This window comes from Nocardia wallacei (assembly GCF_014466955.1).
Classification (GTDB): Bacteria; Actinomycetota; Actinomycetes; order Mycobacteriales; family Mycobacteriaceae; genus Nocardia; species Nocardia wallacei.
In genome coordinates this window covers 1,056,334-1,074,477 of the sequence record NZ_AP023396.1, presented here as the reverse complement: position 1 = coordinate 1,074,477, position 18,144 = coordinate 1,056,334, and the positions used below count along the sequence as shown (strand labels likewise).

The 18,144-nt window shown below is 62.4% G+C and carries 16 protein-coding genes; 7 read left to right on the top strand and 9 right to left on the bottom strand.

Annotated features, from left to right (window positions below; all coding sequences use genetic code 11):
- Both NWFMUON74_RS04890 and NWFMUON74_RS04885 read right to left on the bottom strand, forming a co-directional pair.
- Entirely contained in the window at positions 1-990 is a 990-nt protein-coding gene (locus tag NWFMUON74_RS04890; RefSeq protein ID WP_187686791.1) for an IS481 family transposase, read from the bottom strand.
- Between the two features lie 150 nt (positions 991-1,140).
- Positions 1,141-2,046: a hypothetical protein gene (locus NWFMUON74_RS04885; protein WP_187686790.1), complete on the bottom strand. Its 906-nt coding sequence runs from the start codon at positions 2,044-2,046 to the stop codon at positions 1,141-1,143.
- On the opposite strand from NWFMUON74_RS04885, the gene NWFMUON74_RS04880 reads away from it, so the two are divergent.
- From NWFMUON74_RS04880 to NWFMUON74_RS04870, 3 genes are read left to right on the top strand one after another with little or no spacing between them, the layout of a single operon-like run.
- Entirely contained in the window at positions 2,041-2,364 is a 324-nt protein-coding gene (locus NWFMUON74_RS04880; RefSeq protein WP_187686789.1) for a hypothetical protein, read from the top strand. The two genes, NWFMUON74_RS04885 and NWFMUON74_RS04880, sit on opposite strands and share 6 nt — an antisense overlap.
- Positions 2,339-2,947 (top strand): hypothetical protein, encoded by a 609-nt coding sequence (locus NWFMUON74_RS04875; protein WP_187686788.1) that lies wholly within the window; start codon positions 2,339-2,341, stop codon positions 2,945-2,947. Before NWFMUON74_RS04880 ends, NWFMUON74_RS04875 begins: the two co-directional genes overlap by 26 nt.
- A gap of 32 nt (positions 2,948-2,979) precedes the next feature.
- Positions 2,980-3,201 carry a DUF6199 family natural product biosynthesis protein gene (locus NWFMUON74_RS04870; protein ID WP_187686787.1) on the top strand — a complete coding sequence of 74 codons (222 nt, stop codon included), beginning with the start codon at positions 2,980-2,982 and terminating at the stop codon, positions 3,199-3,201.
- Positions 3,202-3,243: 42 nt separating this feature from the next.
- On the opposite strand, the gene NWFMUON74_RS04865 is transcribed toward NWFMUON74_RS04870, so the two are convergent.
- Together NWFMUON74_RS04865 and NWFMUON74_RS04860 are read right to left on the bottom strand one after the other, a co-directional pair.
- Complete coding sequence (locus NWFMUON74_RS04865; RefSeq protein WP_187686786.1) at positions 3,244-4,011, bottom strand: ESX secretion-associated protein EspG; 768 nt, start codon at positions 4,009-4,011, stop codon at positions 3,244-3,246.
- Positions 4,008-5,828 (bottom strand): hypothetical protein, encoded by a 1,821-nt coding sequence (locus tag NWFMUON74_RS04860; RefSeq protein WP_187686785.1) that lies wholly within the window; start codon positions 5,826-5,828, stop codon positions 4,008-4,010. The genes NWFMUON74_RS04865 and NWFMUON74_RS04860 overlap by 4 nt, the downstream gene beginning before the upstream one ends.
- Positions 5,829-5,955: 127 nt before the next feature.
- Here NWFMUON74_RS04860 and NWFMUON74_RS04855 point away from each other — a divergent pair, with 127 nt between their 5' ends.
- Positions 5,956-6,378 carry a hypothetical protein gene (locus tag NWFMUON74_RS04855; protein ID WP_187686784.1) on the top strand — a complete coding sequence of 141 codons (423 nt, stop codon included), beginning with the start codon at positions 5,956-5,958 and terminating at the stop codon, positions 6,376-6,378.
- Positions 6,378-8,900: a TPR repeat domain-containing protein gene (locus tag NWFMUON74_RS04850; protein WP_187686783.1), complete on the top strand. Its 2,523-nt coding sequence runs from the start codon at positions 6,378-6,380 to the stop codon at positions 8,898-8,900. Before NWFMUON74_RS04855 ends, NWFMUON74_RS04850 begins: the two co-directional genes overlap by 1 nt.
- 835 nt (positions 8,901-9,735) lie before the next feature.
- Here NWFMUON74_RS04850 and NWFMUON74_RS04845 read toward each other — a convergent pair.
- Entirely contained in the window at positions 9,736-10,296 is a 561-nt protein-coding gene (locus tag NWFMUON74_RS04845; protein ID WP_232111103.1) for a DUF3558 family protein, read from the bottom strand.
- A gap of 37 nt (positions 10,297-10,333) precedes the next feature.
- A complete protein-coding gene (locus tag NWFMUON74_RS04840) occupies positions 10,334-10,738 on the bottom strand; it encodes a hypothetical protein (protein WP_187686781.1) in 405 nt (134 codons plus the stop codon).
- A gap of 209 nt (positions 10,739-10,947) precedes the next feature.
- On the opposite strand from NWFMUON74_RS04840, the gene NWFMUON74_RS04835 reads away from it, so the two are divergent.
- Positions 10,948-12,483 (top strand): serine/threonine-protein kinase, encoded by a 1,536-nt coding sequence (locus tag NWFMUON74_RS04835; RefSeq protein ID WP_232111102.1) that lies wholly within the window; start codon positions 10,948-10,950, stop codon positions 12,481-12,483.
- Positions 12,484-12,505: 22 nt separating this feature from the next.
- Here NWFMUON74_RS04835 and NWFMUON74_RS04830 read toward each other — a convergent pair whose 3' ends face one another.
- On the bottom strand, positions 12,506-13,396 hold the full coding sequence (locus NWFMUON74_RS04830; protein ID WP_232110843.1) for a hypothetical protein: 891 nt from the start codon (positions 13,394-13,396) through the stop codon (positions 12,506-12,508).
- A 122-nt stretch (positions 13,397-13,518) separates the two neighbouring features.
- Positions 13,519-14,663, bottom strand: a protein-coding gene (locus NWFMUON74_RS04825) for an IS3 family transposase (RefSeq protein ID WP_187686778.1) whose coding sequence is annotated in 2 segments (ribosomal slippage) — positions 13,519-14,387 and positions 14,387-14,663 — 1,146 coding nt in all. Because the reading frame shifts where the segments join, the coding sequence is not laid out codon by codon here.
- 352 nt (positions 14,664-15,015) lie between these two features.
- Between NWFMUON74_RS04825 and mobF the strand changes: the two genes are divergently transcribed.
- Positions 15,016-15,687, top strand: a complete 672-nt coding sequence (gene mobF, locus NWFMUON74_RS04820; protein WP_187686777.1) for a MobF family relaxase — start codon at positions 15,016-15,018, stop codon at positions 15,685-15,687.
- A 322-nt stretch (positions 15,688-16,009) separates the two neighbouring features.
- Here mobF and NWFMUON74_RS04815 read toward each other — a convergent pair whose 3' ends face one another.
- Entirely contained in the window at positions 16,010-17,959 is a 1,950-nt protein-coding gene (locus NWFMUON74_RS04815; protein ID WP_187686776.1) for an N-6 DNA methylase, read from the bottom strand.
- Between the last annotated feature and the right edge of the window lie 185 nt (positions 17,960-18,144).

Genomic DNA, 18,144 nt, shown 5'->3' with positions numbered 1-18,144 from the left:
CTAGGTGTACTGACCTGAGAGGTTCGCAACGCGGCTGGCTGGCGGGTGGCCTGCGAGTGCGGTGTGGCCGCGGTGGTGATTGTAGGTGTGTAGCCAGGTCGTGAAGGCTGTGCATCGTTCGGAGTCGCTGCGGTAGAGCCGGGCGTAGGCCCATTCGTCAGCCAGGGTGCGATGGAACCGCTCAACCTTGCCATTGGTTTGAGGGCAGTAGGGACGAGTGCGTTTATGAACGACCGGCCCGAGGGCCTCGGCGAAGGTGCGGGATCGATAGCAGGATCCGTTGTCAGTCAACACTTTTCGGATCCTGATGCCGTTGACGGCGAACCATGCGGCAGCGCGGGTCCAGAATGCGGCAGCGGTGTCTTTGCGTTCATCGGCCAGGATCTCGCTGTAGGCCAGCCGGGAATGATCATCGAGCGCGGTATGCAGATAGTGGTAGCCGTGGCGGGGGTTGCCGTAGCCGTTGCGTTCGGCGGTGGGTTTGTGGGCCTGCCAGTTTCGCCGCCCCACGCTGCGACCGAGTTTGCGATGGCCGCCGCCGTCGGGGATCTTGCCGAGTTTCTTGACATCGACATGGATCAGATCACCAGGGCGGTCGTGTTCGTAGCGGCGCACCGGTGTGCTGGTAGCGCGGTCGAGCCAACTCAACCTGCTCAGCCGGTAGCGTCGCAGAACCCGGTGCACTGTCGAGGGATTCAATCCGAGCAGGTAGGCGATGCGGGCCGGCCCCCACCGGCGCAGGACCCGGACCTTGATGATGCGGCGTTCGGTGCGGGTCGGGGTCCGCGCCGGGCTGCGATGCGGGCAGCTGGATCGATCGGCCATCGCGGTCGCGCCGTCGACCCGGTAGCGGTCTGCCCACCGTTTGGCGGTGGTGTGGCAGACCTGGAATCTTTCCGCGGCCCGCCGCAACGGCCAGCCGTCCTCGACGACACAACGAGCAAGACGTAACCGGCCCAACTCCGAGAGCGGGGCATTACGGTGGGACACGAAGACCTCCGGCAGTGAATGAGTTCCTAGACAGCTCTCACTTCACTCGGAGGTCTTCGCCATGTCAGCTCGCCACGCCGTCACCAACGTCCGTGGTCAGTACATCTAGGCCAGGGTCGGTGGCCGTGCGGTGGGTGCTGGGTCGCGCTATCAGGTTCTGCTGATGCCGCGATTGGCTGCGAGCCTCGAAATATCTTGGCACATCCGGCATTTGCGTACGGCCAGCGGCGGAATCGGAGACGGTGTGGTGACGTCGATGAGCGCTTGGGGGCGTAGGCCGTCGCTGATGCGAGTCCAGTTGGCGTGTACCGGTATCCAGTCGTCGCCGGAGTCGAACCGAAGAGGTACCAAGGTCTCGGCGGTGCGGCGTCTGCCGGCCGCGAGGTCGAAGACCGTGGTGGCGACGACCAGTCGACCGTTCTGGTCGAAGTCGGGGTTGTGGTGTCGCCAGCCCACGAGGGGACTGCGTTCGTCGGCGAGCCATTCGTGGACGAACCCGGTCTTCAGGTCGACCAGGCCGAAGGCGTGGCCGGGCGGTATCGGAAGGTGCCGTACCGCGATCGAGCAGAGGTCGGGTACCTCCGGCGTGTGGGCGCCGGTGATGTCGCAGACGATGGCGCGCACGATGCGATTGGGGCCGGAGCCGCGGGCGCGGGCGGCGATGTAGAGCTGGCGTTGTATGCCGTCCTCGTAGGTCTTTGTGACTGTGCCGGTCCAGCGGTCGCCAGGGGTGTCGAGGTTGAACAGGTCGAAGAATCCGGCGCGGTCGCTCCAATGGTCGAAGCTCGCCATCAGCTGCGGCACCGTGTGGACGTTCGGCACGTCGTCGTAGGACAGTCTCATCAGGAACTGCGCTGCTGGTGTGCTGGACATGACGCCGGAGACGTTCCACTGCCCTCGAAAGATCAGCTCCTCGACGCCTGCACCGGCATCGTGCTGCCGGAACACCCAGTCCTGCACGCCGCCCGCGAACTGGCCGTGCTCCACACCACCCTTCGCACCGCCCTCGCCGGAGAGTCGGTCGACATCGACAGTGCACGTTCGGGTTTGGTGCACGAGATCGACCGTTGGGTGTCGACGCATATGCCGCAACCGGTGGGGGCGGCCTACCTACACACCGAGTCGGTGGGCATGGTCGTGGAAAGGTTCGCCCAGTACTACCTCGATGCTCAGACGTCCCTCGATGCGGACACGACCGAACCGTACCGCCACCTTCTCTGGCAGCGACTTGCACAGCTCGCCGTCGCCTACACCGATCTGTCCTTCGAGATCAGCGCCGGTATTCGGAAGCTGCCGAACCTTAGTTTCCACCCGTCCCAAGATGATTCGAACGAGCAGGAGCACGGCAATGAGCAGCCCGGCACGCACGACTGACCTGCTCGCGGAGATCCGCCATATCGGCGCGTGCGAACACGCGGCGCTCGACGCCGCCACGCACCCACTCAGCGACCGCGAGAAGGCGCAGCTCGCGGGCCAGCTGACCAAAGTCGCCGCCCACATCGCCACCAGGGTTGGCTCCAGCCGGGGGTTGCCGCCGCCGGGGACGCTGCCCGGTGCGGGAACCGATCGCCTCGACTTGTCCGCACAGTTCTCAGCCGTTTGGGTGGCTGGAATGTTCGTGCGCAACACCCTGGTTCGCTGGGCATGGAGCGATGTGTTGGCTGATGCCGAACGCGCCGTCCATGATCTCACCAAGGCGTTCGTCGCCGCCGTGGAAGACCGAGAGCTGGAGTACCCGACCCGTATGACACTGCGACTGCGAGCCGAATCGGCGGCGCGGCTGGTCGTGGAATTACACGACTCGCCGGAAAACGCAGCAATCATCGCCGAATCCGGCCGGTTGATCAGCGACTACGTGGAACGCATCAGCGTCCGCTGCGGACAGCATTGTGCGAGCGGGCGTACCGTGATCTGGTGTGAACTCGGAAGGCCCGAGGTGTCTTCGCCCTGGTTGTAGACGTCTCGCGTCGGCATCCATAGCATGGGTCCGTGTCGTGGTTCATGATCATCCTGGGGGCGGTGTTCATCCTGCTCGGCTTTGTCAGCTTGGCCTTTCCGCGGACGATCTGGCGGAAGACTGAAGCCTGGAAGTACGAGAACCCGGACGCTAACGAGCCCAGCGACGCTGGGTACCTGTCGAAGGCTGGAAGCTTGTTCCTCTCCGGTCTCGTGCTGGTCTTCATCGGCATTTGGTGGTTGGAGACGAGTTGACCGGCCGCGTGATCGCTGAAATCTACGCGGCAGGAGCTGATTTCAGCTCTGTCCGAGGTCCGCTCTCTGGTGTAGTTCGCGGGCGATGACCTCGGTGGACGCGGGTGTTATGACCGTGTCGTTGTCGGTGACGTCGACGAGGTAGCGGCCACCGGCACGAGTCTTATCGCTGATGTCGATCCAGCTGACGTAGGCGGATGGATATTGCCGCGGGTGGTTCAGGTAGCGGTCGATGCGCAAGTAGCCCTGGGTTGTCCGTGGGAGGCGGAGCAGCATACGGATGCGTTCCTCGACGGGGCGTTGGCCGGCGTCGTTTCGGAGCCATGAACTGGGGGGTTCATCGCCACGTACGCGTGGGGTATAGCCGGACATCGGACCGGCTGTTCCTGCCGGAGTAGATGGCATCGTGGCGGCGATGTGTCTGCCGAGTTGCTGTCGTTTAGTGACGACAAGTTTGAGGTCTGCGCCGAAATCGGCTGTGGGACCGGCTTTCTGGTACAGGACTACACCAAGGTCGCCAGCTGCGGCGGCGTGGGAGCGGATCCGCCGGGTGGAATCGTGGAACCACCCGTTGCAGATGATGCGCAGGTCGGGGTTGGCCAGCACGCGGAGTGGTCCGGTCAGGTCGGGGTCCCCGTTGTGTGGGTAGCGAGCGCTGATTTCGGCGCGCAGCATTGCGTATTCGGTTGCGGTGGTTGGTGTTTCGATGATGTTGATCGGGTGGGGGTAGTCGCCGTCCAGCCCGGTTTCCGATCGCCAGACGAATGCGAACTCGTCCGGGGTGAAAGTCCAGGACGTGCGGGTTTTCACTGGCGGGCGCCCTCGCCGGGATCGTCGTCCATCATCGGCCCGGCACCGGATATGAAGATGTATTCACCTGGGTCACTGTCTTCGGCCGTATCACCTTCGCCGGCTGGCCCGAGTTCGCTGACCGGGTCATCGTCTGCTTGCCGCTGGTGCTCGTGGTGTTGCGGCCAACGGAAAGCGTCGTCGGCCACCGCATGTGGTGCAGGGTTCGCAGCAGCGGCTGGCGGAGCTGCTGGTTCGGCGGAGGTGTCGGCTACGGCGGAGAATGTGTCGGTGCCGCGATAGTCGGTGGCGCCGTGGCTGATCGGAGCTCTCTGAGCGCCGGCGGCATTGCCCGGTGTCGGTGTCGTCGGCGGGACGGGTTGGTGGACAACTGGATCCGAAGCAGCGGGAACGGGAGGCACGCGGAACGGGTCGATGTTTGTCGGTGGCTGCCCGGTGCGGTCGACGGTCGGTGCGAATGTCTGCGGGGGGATGTACCTGTCGTCGGCAGCGTCGAACCTCGGTGCCGAGTCTGCGTCGATGATTCCGCTCGGTGCCTGCAGGCCTTGCTCCCAGTCCGGCTGGATGCCCTTGAGATAGTCGGGCGTGCGGTGCTCGCGCTCGTCGTCCTTGTCATCACCGCGGCCATGTGCGCCGTGCGGTATCCCGCCCATGGGTGTCCCGGGCTTCGCCGCGGCCGCTGCTCCGCGGCCTGCGGCACCCGCTCCCGTCTCGGCAGCGAATGCGCCGCCGGGCATGCCGAACGCGGGCATGCCCGGCCGGGAGGCCCCAAGTCCTCCCGGTGAAGCCACGGATGGCCCCGATCCGCCGTACCCACCTCCGGGACCACCGGATCCTGTAGCGCCCGGGCTACTCGAACCTCCCGCACCCGGCCCCATGCCCGCGGCCGTCGTCGCCGCGGGTTCGGTGCCAGTGCCGGTGGGCAGCAGCCCCTGCGGCACGCCGACCCCAGCGGGGTTAGTCGCGGCCGGCGAGGCGTCCTGCGGCCCGGCGCCGGGTGGTTCGGCACTCGGAGCAGCCACCGGCTCGGGACCGGTCGCCGAAAGCCCCTCGCTCCCACCGGCACCGGTGCCGCTATTCCAACCGCCGGCCGACGGGTTTCCGTCGCCGACACCGGCGATTTTCGGAACATCCAGGTACGCAGGCACATTCGCACCGGACGGGGGGAACGACGGGGTGTAGATGCTGTCGAGTGCACGGATTGCGTCCTGCCGCGCCTTCTCCCGCTCGACTTCGGCTTGATCCATGGCCTGCGGATTCGGCAGCAACGGCAACACTGCCTGGCCGGGATTGTCGGAGTTCGGGGTGAGTGTCACCGAGTTCGGTGGCGGCTGAACGGCTTTGCGTACTGCCTCGGCCGTCCACGCCATGCCGTCCATGCGCATGGCGACCGATTCGAAGACCTGACCGATCTGGTTCGCCACGCGCATATACCGTTCGGAGGCGGCCTGTGCGGCATCCGCGGCGACGCCCTTCCACAGCCCGTGTCCGAAGATGTTGTTCATCCCGAGGCTGAGCGTGAACGACGACAGGTTCTCCAGTTCGCTGGCGCATTCGAACCAGGTCTGCCGCATCGTCTGCAGACCCTTCGGGTCCAGCCCGCCGACACCGTTCACCGCGTCGTACAAGGCTTGATGCGACATCCCCTGGAAGTGGTCGTCGCTGCTGGTGTACGCGGGATCGGTCCCGGCTCCCAGTTCGCCGAGCTTGCCATCGATCTGGCGGACTCGTTGTTCGGAAGCGCCCAGCTTCTGGGCGAACGGCTGAATGCTGGCCTGGACTGCGGCGTCCTGGATCTGGGAGAAGATGTCTTTCATCGGAGGGGTCGTTCCCGGCCCCGGTACCTGCGGATCGTCTTGTCCGCCCACTGCCGCCCCCTGAATGATCCCGGCAGTCACCGGTCACAGCATCGTATGCCTGATCTGGCGAGGTTAACACAGACGCATGTCCAGCCAGAGGCGCCGCCGAACCGGTCGAACTGGCACAATCACGTCCGAAAACGACGTGATGGCATCGCGCCGGATCAGCCTGTACGACCTGAAGGGGGGACCGCACGGCATGCTCAAAGCCGATACCGACGAGCTGAACAAGCTGACTGCGACATTGGACGACGTCGCTGCCCAAATCGACAACATCAATGTCCGCGCGACCGGGGATCAGATCGGTGCTGCGCTACCCGGCTGCACACTCGGGGCAGTGTGCGCACAGGCCGGCGAGTTCACCGAAGGCGCATGGCTACGCGTCGCCCAGCGCATCCGAACCCTGTCGAGCAAAGTGAATGCCGCGTCGAATCTGATCGCGACCACCGATGAACAGTTCAAACAAGTGCTCGACTCCATGAACTACCACGGGCAAGGCGGCCAGTAATGCCCACGCGCAGCGAACTCGAGAAGTGGGACACCAGCAAGCTGGCCGCCTGGGCGGCGGAGCTGGACACTGCTATAGGCACCTACGAAACTCAGCTCGGCCGGATGGTCGGCCAATTCACCGGAACGAACTGGGCCGGTGCCACCCGCGACGCCGCCTACGACAGGTTCAGCGAGGAGAATACCGAAGGCCGCAAGCTCGCCGAAGAGATCCGGAGCGTCACCGCCGCACTGCGGAGCGCTGAGTCCCGTCTCGCCAACGAGCGGCGGATCTTGCTCGGCAAGGTCGCCGACGCCGAGAACGATGCCGGGTCGCCTCTGCCGCTTCAAGTCAGTGACCGCTGGGAGGTCCAGACCAAGCAGGCCGTTCTCCGCGGCAACATCAGCCGTGAGGACCTGCAGAAGGTCAAGGAACGAGTCGACCACCACCAGGGAATGATCAACGCCGCCTACTACGGCCTGTCCGGCGCCGTCAGCGAGATGTCCACCGCCATCACCACCGCTGCCGAGCAGGTCCGCACCCGCGGTGACCTGATCGGCAACAGCATCGACGCCCCCGTCACCGCTGCCGACACCGGCAAACTCGGCGCCGAAGACGGCAAAGCGGTTCACGACGCCATCACCAACCCGGACGGCAGTGTCGACAAGGCCAAGCTCGACGAGATCGCCGGCCACCTGCCACAAGGCATGCTCACCGAACAAGACCTGCAAGCCCTGGCCGAAGGCAAGGACGTCTCCACCGTCCCGGCCTCCACCCAGCAGTACTACCGCGAGTTCTACCAATCCGCTGGCAAGGACGGCTTGCTGGCGCTCAGCGACCACCTCAAAGACCAAGAACAGGCAGGCAACCCGCTCGCCGCCGGTCGACGAGACGCCCTCGCCAACGGCCTGACGGTCGTGTCCAACGAAAAGATCGGCACCGGCCGCAACCCCGACGGATCGCTCCAGTCGCCCGGCGGATATCAGCAGCTCCCCGAGGACGTCCGTCAACTCGTCTCCACCCGAGTCAATGGTCCCGACGCCAACGCCACCCGCTTCCCCGGCCCCGAGAACGAAGTGACCGTGCAACACCGCTTCTATCAAGACAGCCAGCGCCTTGGGGAACTGATCGCACAGTCCAACCCGGGTTATGAACCTGGTACCGAGTTCGCCCGCGAACTCACCCGACAGTCGGCCAGTCTCGGAATCGGCACCGGCGACTTTGGCACACCGAGTGTGCCGGGTGCGCCAGACAAGGATGCCACCGAAGGCGTCATGCGCAACTACCTGGAGATCTCCAGCCGCAACCACGAAGCGACCACACAACTGCTCACCGGCGAAACTGACCCCGGATCACCTCCGCTGGAGAAGGGCTACGACCCGAAGAAGGTCATCACACCGCTGCTGCAGTTCGACTGGGAAGACTCCGACGGCAAACAACCTCCTCAACTGTTCAACTGGATCGGAGAAGACGCAGTACCGCACCCCGCAATCGATGGGCAACCAGCGGTCACTCCAGAACAATCCCAGCTCGCCGGGCGTGCAGCCTCGGGGCTCGCCAACATCCTGACCTCGGACGCAGACGGTAAGAATGGCCTGATGGGGCCGTTCGAGACCCTGATGAACATCCCCGGCCACGACAACGAGTCTCTCGGGCAGGTCAATCCCGGGCTCACTCGGCAACTAACCGGGGCGATGATCCCTTACATCGACAACATCGCCGGTGCACCAGGGCATCCCACTCCCGACTTTCACCTCCGCGACGGCCGGGATGAGGATCGCGATCTACAGGCTGTGCGACTGTCGACATTGTTCAACACCGATCAAGTGTCGTCAGGCGCATGGAATGGCGCAATGATATCCCGGACCAACGAGTATGCAGCGCAATACGCATTACTATCGGATCAGCCGTCCAACGATCGCAATCAATACGCGGAAGCCGCAGGGCGCCTGATGGCCTATCAGGAGCAAGGCCTGCGGGCTGAGGCATTCGATCGAGGACTGGATGACAAAGAAGCCGCAGAGGAATCAGCAGGCCGCAAGAAGCTTGCTATTGACGTCGCTGCTGGTGGTCTGTCTACCGCTGTTGGCGCGAAGACCAACCCGCTTGCCGAAATCTGCCTCGATTCGGCAGGCAAAATCATATCCGACGAGATCAAGCCGGAATACAAAAGCATACCTGAGGCTCAGCAGCGGATTGTACAGGACGACCTCATGGCGCAACGCTACTATGCTATGATAAACGCCGTTTCTTCAGAAAATCCAAACTATTTTCAAAATACGCCGAACGGCGCAACGGGATTTCCGTCTGAATGGCTTGAAGATGGCCGCCTGAGACGCTACGAGGACATCATTGGAACTTCGGGAACTGAAGATAGCTTTCAACGAAGCCTGGCTTTTAGGTCGGCCTCAGATTCCTGGCTCAAGGGTTCAGGTATCGATGTCACCGCATTCAGGGGATCCACTACCGAGAATCGGGTGAACATTGGTGATTATACGAAGTCGCCCGATGAGTACAAGAGTACGGTACTGAAAGGCCATTGATGTCATTCGCCAGCAAGAAAACGATACCAGCACTCATGCTCTGTACGTTGTCGGCGATAGCCTCCTGTGCCGACCAGACACCGGCACAGCATCACGAGAGAAGTAACGAAACACCCTCGTGGGCAATTTCATTCCGATGGTCGGCAGAAGAAGGCGTGGATCTTGAATCCGCCGAATCTCAGAGCGTACGAGCTGCGATCGAAAGCAATACCATCGCAGAGTTTCTGAGCATCGATTACACGTACCCGGGGTGGCGTGAAAGAAGTGAGGAAAACAACAATTATGACGCCGATAGACCGCATCCTATGTACGAAGGTGTCGGAACTGCTTATCTTCATATCGTCCCATTAGTGCGCCCTAACGGAATCGCCACTACTGTCGTCTGTAAAGATATGACCTCGACAGCAAAGAAGATCGACGGTAAGTATCCGCTTCCCGAGCCCGGCAACAGGAAGCAAACACTGGAAGCAATCGCCGTAGACGTAGGCGGGCCTGTGCGGATCGAACCGAAGTCCGATAATCCTGTCAAGGTTCCGCCCGGACCACAGATACCTGGTCCAGCGGGAAGAGATGCTCGACCTAGTCGGGACGTCTTTACCCGATTCCCCTTTGTCAACTACCAGTATAATCTCGATAACTATCGAGATCTCTGCCTTCCATGGGCGACATCTCGCTGGGGCGGAAATGAGCCACCTAAACCCGAACGTACGCCCGACGATCCCCCAAAGATCGAGTCATTCTCACCGGGTTGGCCAAAATAGGTAGGACGACTCTGGATACTGAACGAATGTGGCGCAATTGGCCGCGTTGATAGATTCACGCAGAACCGGTGAAACTACTTTTCCGAAACAACAGCATCAATGGTGCTGGCGATCTCTTGAACATGGTCGCAACCGCGCCAATTCGACAGAGCAGCGGCACTATCCACCTGAACATCAATGGCGCCATCAGGGCCATTGGTCACGACATTGCACGCCTCGGCGGCGGCCATACCGTACGTGATCGCCTCTTTGCCGTTTATCTTTATTTCACGCGCCGCAGAGCCTTCGCGTTTGCGAAACTGATCAAGAGAGATATTAGTCGATGAGATCGTCAGAGAGCCCACTCTGCGACTCACCCCTCCCACCTGTTCTTTTCGCTCGAATGTGCAACCTATGAAGGCATAGCCGGTGTGAACCTGATCGCTGCGCTCTCGGGTAGCGGGATCGAACCCCGCTTTCGCGATCGTCTCGTCACCAATTTCGAGACATGGGTCGTAGGCAACCGGTTTGCTGCCAGCCGGATCCTGTTCCGGTGCAGGATTCACGCTTACGGAGATACTTGGTTTCGCGGCGGTGCTGGTGGTTGTTCCGGGTCCGTCGCTGTCATCCCGGGATGTGCATGCCGCGGAAAGCATCACGGTCAGGAGAAGAGAAGATGTCAGAAACGTTGCCCTACTCATTATTGGAAATCACCGTCCCTCCATGTTCAGTCAGCATCTTGAGTCTGACACCATTCGTTTGATCTGCTTCCTCGATCAATCCGCCAGCTCGTAAGTAGCTTTCCTGCAGTCGCATTGCGCCATCGATAAGCTGGGTAATGACGTCAACTCCATCTCGCGCCTTATTTGAAAATCCTTGCTGCAGCTCATGGCCGGTTGGAAAACCCCCGAAACCCGTCCTGTCGGTCAGTGTATAGAGTTTAGACCGCATCTCGATCAGTCGTTCAATCGCCGTCTGATAAAGTTGAGCAGCCTGCTTGGCCGCAGACTCGTCGTAATGAACCTCGCCTGCGGCAATCGCGTTATTGAACGCTTGAATCTCGGCCTGGCCGAAGTCGATACCGGGCTTCGTCACCATTCCCCCTTCCGCAGAGTCCTGCCCGAAGAGGCTACCAGTTGAAGCTCGACCTTGGACTCCTCGTTGCTGGCCGTACATGAGCTTTGCGAGCACAGGGGCGCGGACGGTATGGCTCAAGCACTCGGCGGGCGGTGTTTGATCTCCGGATGGCCGCAGCTGGCCTTATCCTTGCTGCACAGTCGAGTCGGTGGGGAGGCAGATTGGCCGAGGTGCTGGCATCCGGGACCGTGATCGCCGGGTTCGTCATCGAGCGGTGCCTCGGCAGCGGTGGCATGGGATCGGTCTATCGGGCCCGCGACGATCGATTGGGCCGCAAGGTTTCCCTGAAACTCCTGCATCAGCGCCTGATGGCCGACGGCGAGCTGCGACGCCGGTTCGAGCGCGAGGCCAGGCTGGCCGCGCGTCTGGACCATCCGAATGTCGTGGCCGTCTATGGCACGGGGGTTTTGGGCGGGCGGCTATGGATCGCAATGCAGTACATCGACGGGTCGGATGTTCGAGGCTGCATCGGTCGGTACGGGATGGACACACGGGATGCTGTTCGGATCGTGAGCGAGATCGCCGGGGCTCTCGACTATGCGCACAACGTGGGCGTAGTTCACCGGGACGTCAATCCGGCGAATATCCTGCTGCAGGCGCAGTCAGGGCGCGCATACCTCACCGATTTCGGAATCGCTGGCGCCGCTGACCTGTCCACTCAGCTCACCGTCCCTGGGTCGGTTCTGGCCACGTTCAACTATGCGGCGCCGGAGCAGTTGGAGGGTCGTACGGTCGGCGCGAGATCGGATCAATACTCGCTGGCGTGCACGGTGTTCCACATGCTCACCGGGCGTGCGCCATTCCAAGCGGAGAGTGCATCAGCGGTGATTGCGGGGCACCTCAGCGCGCGCGTACCGCTGGTCAGCGAGTACCGCCCACAGCTCGGATGGTTGGACGCGATCGTTGCGCGAGCGATGGCAAAGCATCCCGCTGACCGCTATGTGAGTTGCGGTGAATTCGGTGCGACGCTGGAAAAGGCACTGTCCGCGCGAGGAGCGGCGCGGACCGTCATCCCCAAGGCTCGGCAGGCTCCGCGGAGGCTGGTGCGCCGGCCGTCCGTACCAGTTCGTAAAACAGAGCGTCGGCACATGTGGCCGCTGATCTTCCTTCCCTTGATGCTGGTCTTGGTCGGCGGCGGGATCCTGGTGAGCTGCGTCAGGAATGCGTTGGATCCGAGTGCGAGCAAGGCCGATTCGGTGTGTGAGTCAACCCAGGGCAACTCGCGAACTGCTGGCCTGTCTGACAGTGGTCCGCGTCCAGTCCGATTCTGGCAGGACGATTTCTACGCGGATCTCGGTCATCCCGAGACGATTGGACTGGCAGGCAGGATCGATGATCACGCTGATCCGGCAGTGTGGAACCCGACGGACGTCCGGTCCGTGCAGTTGGTCGCGTGTGCCACTGGGCCATCGGATGGTGACCTTATTCGCAGACTCGATTGCCCTGGACGATCGTCGACGATGAGGTTTGTGAGCGGGAAGGTGAGGATTTTCGTCCACGAGGCGCGGACTGCTCGGCTGGTCACCCAAGTCGACGTGTATGGCGAGGTGTTTCCGTGGGACGTAAGAAACGGCACCGTCGAAGAGCTCTGCGCGATAGAAAGAACGACTCTTGACCCGCTGCGCCGCAGCACTGCCTGGGGCAAACCGACCCCGGAACAGGTTCGGCAAGCCCTCGAGCCGTATGTGATGGGACCGAAGCCGTGATCGGTCGGTATCACGCTTCGCCTCACTGCTGGTTGTTCGTCCTCTCCCGAGCCTGCCGAGTGCCGTCGACGAGCCTGGCGAGCAGGTGTTTCAGATCGCAATCGGGTAGTAGCGGAACGGCCTCGGCGAACTGCGCGACGAAGTCGGTGTGTGGGTCGTGGTGGGTGAGTTCGTCTATCACCCAGGATGTTTCGGTGTTCTCCGGTCGAAGATCGAGGTGCTTGCGCAGCGCGTCCGCCGTGCTGTCGAGCAGTGTTGTACGGGTGGCGACTGCGGCGGTCATTTGTCGTTCGAGTTCGGATCGTCGGTGTTCCCGGTGGTCGGAGCAGATGTCAGCGTCCGGATCGGCTGATGGGCGGATTGTGCCATCGACGTAGACCTCGAACCCTTCATTGAGAGCTGTTGTGCCGATCGATATTTCGGTCTGGATGAGGTGAGGCATGATCAGTCCGAAGGTGCGCATCGCGAGCACAGCGGCGACGATTCTGTCGCGAGCTTCGCGGTGCCGAGCTCGCGCTCGGTCGTCTCTGTCGCGTTCGGCCAGCGCCAGTTCGAGCGCACGCTCCAGTTGCAGGGCGTCGGCGGTCGCGTGTGGCGCCCAGCCACCTCTTGGTGCGAATTCGCCGTCGCGAGCCGTGACGGTGTCGAGGAATCCCGAGACGGCGTCCAACAGCTGTTGCAGCTGCTCACGGGTGACCTCGGGGTGGCCGAACGCCTGCAGATAACCCTGGACTATTTGCCCGTGGACGGTCGAATCAATCACGTCCACGAGGGTGGCACAGACGTCACCGATCAACTTCCGATAGTTCCGTCGCGGCACCCGCGTTGACCGCAAGTGAGCCGGTCGGCGACTCAACTTCTGACACTCCGCAATCCCGTCGCAGTCGCGCCAAGCAATCCAATCCCACCGCAAAGAAGTAGGGTCACGTCGAGGTGGGCGACATCGCAACAACCGTTCGAAGAAGGTCGGTGTTGCTGAGCGGTCCCCGATGACGAGACCACCCGGGAATAGAGCCAGGTGATTTCGTTCCGTGTTCAGTTGATCCCGCAGACCACTGGATGGTGGGTGTGGGTGCAGGCCGCAGCGTACTCGGCCGGCGTCAGGTAGCCCAGCGCCGAATGCCGGTGCCGCATATTGTGGTCGGCCTTGAAATCGCCGATCACCACCCGGGCCTCGAGCAGGGTGGTCCAGTGGTTGCGGTTGAGGCACTCGGTCCGTAGCCGCCGGTTGAACGATTCGACGAAGCCGTTGTTCCAGGGCGTGCCCGGTGGAATGTAGGAGATCCCGACCTGGTCGGCGCAGAACCGTTGCAGGGCATGGGAAATCATCTCAGGACCGTTATCCATCCGCAGCACCCTCGGTGGACCGCCAGCCGCAGCGAACACCTTGTCCAGCTCCGCGACGAGCCGGTCGGCGGTGATCGACCGTTCCACCACGTGCAGCAGGGATTCGCGGGTGTGTTCGTCGATCATCGACGCGATCTTCACCGCCCGACCGTCGACCGTGGAGTCGAACTGGAAGTCCAATGCCCACACCACTTTTGGTGCATCAGCGGCGACCGTCGGGACCGAGGAAACCCCGGCCCGTTTGCGGGGATGGTGTTCGCGGACCTGCAGGCCCTCCTCGCGCCAGAGACGGTGGACCTTCTCGATGTTGACTCCTGCACCCTCGTCGAACCGCAACGCCGCCCAGGCACGACGGAACCCGTGCCCCTGATTCTTCACTGCATACGAGCGCAGCCAGGCCCGCAAACCGGCGTCCGGATCGATCGGGGTGTGCTTGATCGGCAGCCGCCGATACGTCGACCGATTCAGCCCAACGACCTTGCACGCGAACCGTTCCGACATGCTCTTCATCTCCCGGAGCATGTCCACGGCCCGGCACTTGGCTGCTGGGCTCAGAATTTTCCCCGGGCGATCTCCCGCAGCGCGTCCTTCTCCAGCTCCGCATCCGCCAGCAACCGCTTCAGGCGGGCATTCTGCTCCCGCAACTCCTTGAGCTCCTTGGCGGCGTCGGTGTCCACGCCACCGTACTGGCGGCGCCAGTTGTACAACGTCGCCGTCGACACCCCAATCTCGGCGGCAACCTCTTCACCGGTCTTACCAGCGGCGGTCAGCTCGTCGGCACGGCGCAGCTTCCGCACGATGTCCTCCGCGGAATGCCGCTTGCGTCCTGCCATGTCTCTCAGTGTCCCTTCTCGGCCCTCACCGGGCCAAACAGGACTCTAATACCGAATGGTCTCATTCATTGGGGACGGCCCACCGCCGACTCCACGGATGATCAATATCGTTCAGTCGCATGAACTCGGAGTATCCAGCGAGCATCCCATCGCGGATCCACCGAGCGGTCGATCCGAGTTCCGGCGACGCGGGAGTTCGATTATGCATCGAACGGGTTTCAAGACACTGCCCTGAACGCAGATGCTCTTGAACCATGGCCGCCGTATGCTTGCCGATGCTGTACGAAATCGTCCGTTGCAGAAGGCTATCCCGGGAGATCACCGGGACGGCGATCGAGGGGGATCGATCCGAATGTTCAACACCATTTCCACCGCAACCACGTCCGTCTTCGAGCGCTGCATGGATCCGTCGGCCGAGGGCACGTTCCGCGGCTTGCTGGCGAAAGAACGAGGATTGGCACATCGGGAGGTGAGCCCGTGGGCAGCGCTGGAAGGGTTTCGGCAGACACCTACCGGCACGGTCGCAGCCTATGAGCTCGTCTTCTCCCCTCCTCGATCCTGGTCGATTGTGTGGGGATTGGCCGACCGCGATACCGACGGCGCAAATCTCGATCGCGCTCATGCCGCAGCGGTTACAGCCACCATGGAGTATGTCGAGCACGAGTACACATACACGCGACGTGGCGTCAATGGCGTCCGGCAGATCGATACCACCGGGCTGCTTTGGGCGCAGTTCGAACACTTCGCGGACGGACTCGGGCGGCCGGATCGGCACACTCACGCGATGATCGGTGCACGAGTAGTCGGCTCCGACGGTGAGTGGGGACCGCTCGATCCGCGGCCGTTACTGCAAGTCGAGGAAGCCGGACTTTTCGACGCCTATTACCGTGGACGGCTTGTGGGATTCAGCCGAGAATTCGTCGGGATGCGGTTCGAGGAGCGCGAGCCCAACCACCCCGGAGATGAATCGCGCCTAGAGGTCGTCGGAGTGCCGGATGAACTCATCGCAAGCTTCTTCGCTTGATCCGTGGATGTTGAAATCTCTTGCGATACAACCAATCCCGCGAAGCTAAGGGCTGCAGCCCTCATCAAGGGCGGTCGTAATGACGGCGCCCGTGCACCTAACAATCGATAGCGCCCGTACCAAACGCGCGTGCGGGGCGGCCAGATTTTGGCTCGTTGCGGATGGTCGGGGGTCGGGTCTCGGGTTCAGCGGTGCTCTCAATGAATAGGTTGGGCAAGGAGAGTCGTAGTACAGCGATTTCGGGGTGATCCAAGACTCGCTGGGTGATCTTCCGGCTCCGAATGTGGCGTCATTGCCGCTCGCGGTGATCGGTGCATAGCTCTCATTCCACCAACCCGATCGAACCTGTCATTAGCCCCTCGGCCAGTGAACCTCGCAGCTTTTCCTCCGCCAGCGTTGCTTCTCGCAGTGCCGCTATCCGGTGCTCATGTTCCGCCAGAGTGTCCACTATCGCGACCTGTTCCGCGAGGGGTGGCAGCGCGATGCGGAAGTCGGCGAGCTTGCCCCTGCTCATCGATGGAGCCACTGTGACCGTGGCGGTAGCTCGAATCTGGTCGACACTTGTATCGCGTAGCAGGAACTCCAGCAGAAATCGTGGCGCGATCGTGTCTGGGTCCGTTCGCAGCCGAGTGAGATTGGAGTCGATCAAACAGCCGCTGTGCTCTGGACCGACGATGGCTGCCGTTTGCACCTGGCCGACTCGAACGAGCAGAAGGTCATCTACCTGCACCCGCGAAGTGGCGAACCGTTGCGCCACTGCGTGCGTGGTCCGGTCCACCCTATCGATGTCGATCCGACGCGGATCGAGATTACGTGGCCGCAGTACCGGAACCACGGCGTCCTCACCAGCGGTGATGTGAGAGTTCTTCAGGTTGGACGGCCCAACTTTGATGTCGCAGACATCGCCTAGGCGCACTGTCTTCCAACCCGGCGGCATGCCGGTGACGTCGAGTTCCCTAAGTCCCGTCGTCATCGATCCAAGTGGTAGCTCGATCAGCCGCCTCCGAGCATTCGCTGCGGCGTCGGAGTCACGTTGGATCAGCTCCAGATGTACGTCACCCCTCTCGACCACCCGCCCGATATAAGTGTGCGGTGTGAGCAGATATCCGCGCGCCGCAACCTCATGTACCGGCACTGCCACCACCCGGCCAGTGGCCCTGCTGTTCCCAACTTCGACGCTTAACTCTCTGGTCTCGCTCGGTGCGAGACTGCCGGGCGTCCGAATCATGTCGGCAATCGCCGCTGTCCCGACCAGATGTGGCCGAAACCGTTCGCTCTTCTTATGCTTGAGCCGAGTCGCATCGACGAAGGTGATCGTATGGTCGGTGCGATCGGTACGTGGATGCTCCAGTACCCACACGGTGGTTTCGCCGGCCGTAGCCGGGAATAGATCGCCCGACAATCGAATAATAGCCCGGAGTGCGCCACTGTCGACCAGTCCTTTGCGGGGGTCGTTGCCATTCCTCCCGATGTGACCGTCGGCTTCGGAGAGGGGCATCAGTACTACGGCCCGTCCGTGCGCAGAGGTTGCGTTCAGCGCCGTCTGCACCCAAGCCAGGTTGGTGTTGTCCGGTGGCGGACTCCCGTACTTCCAGCGGACCCGTGTTGCGGCGGTCCCCAAGTATTCTTTGAACGGCGGGTTGATCACCACAGCGTCGAAGACTTCGGTTCGCTGACGGAGCCACGGCGGGCCGCCGCGCGCCACCTCAACTGTCCCTGTCCGACCGCGGACGACCATATGCATACGGGTTCGCCGCGCCGCGTCGACATCGTTGGTTGTTGCGTGCACCACTGGCGGCTTCGCGCCGGCCGCGGTCGGCACCGCCAGGACGAGTTCGCCATGCCTGCTGTACAGGTCGGCCACCGACCTCACCGGCGCCGCCGCTGTCACAGCACAAGCCCCCATGAGTTCCGAAACCTCGTGCGGTGTCCGATAAGTCTTGGCCGTTGTAGCAAAGTCTCGAGCGATCCAGGTCAGGATCGCTTCGAATCCTTGAACCCCGAGGCCACCGCAGAAGCCGACCAGCCGCATCAACGAATCGCTGTTCGCCGAACTCAACCGGTTAATCACCTCATACGCTGTGTTATCTATCGCGAGCCGACGGAACACTTGATCGATCTGGAGAGCGATTATGTCGGCGCGTCCAGCTGCCGACTCGATCACCGTCCACTCGTCGGGTGCGGTAATCCAGGTGAAGGTCAGCAGAAGTGCAGCGTCGAGGGCATCAGACCGTTCCGCATCGGGAAAATACCTGGTAAACAACGTGCTCAATTGTCTCATCGCCCCCGGTTCCAACCCGGCACCAGCGCGCAATACGACCTCGGACGCCGTGGCCGACAACGAGCGCCTCAGTCGGTCACCGTAGGTTCCCCCAGGTCGGTCGGAAGGCTGGCACTGTCGCTTCGGAATCTTGCGCGTATCGAGCCAGGGGAGCAACTCACCTACCGCATAGGTGC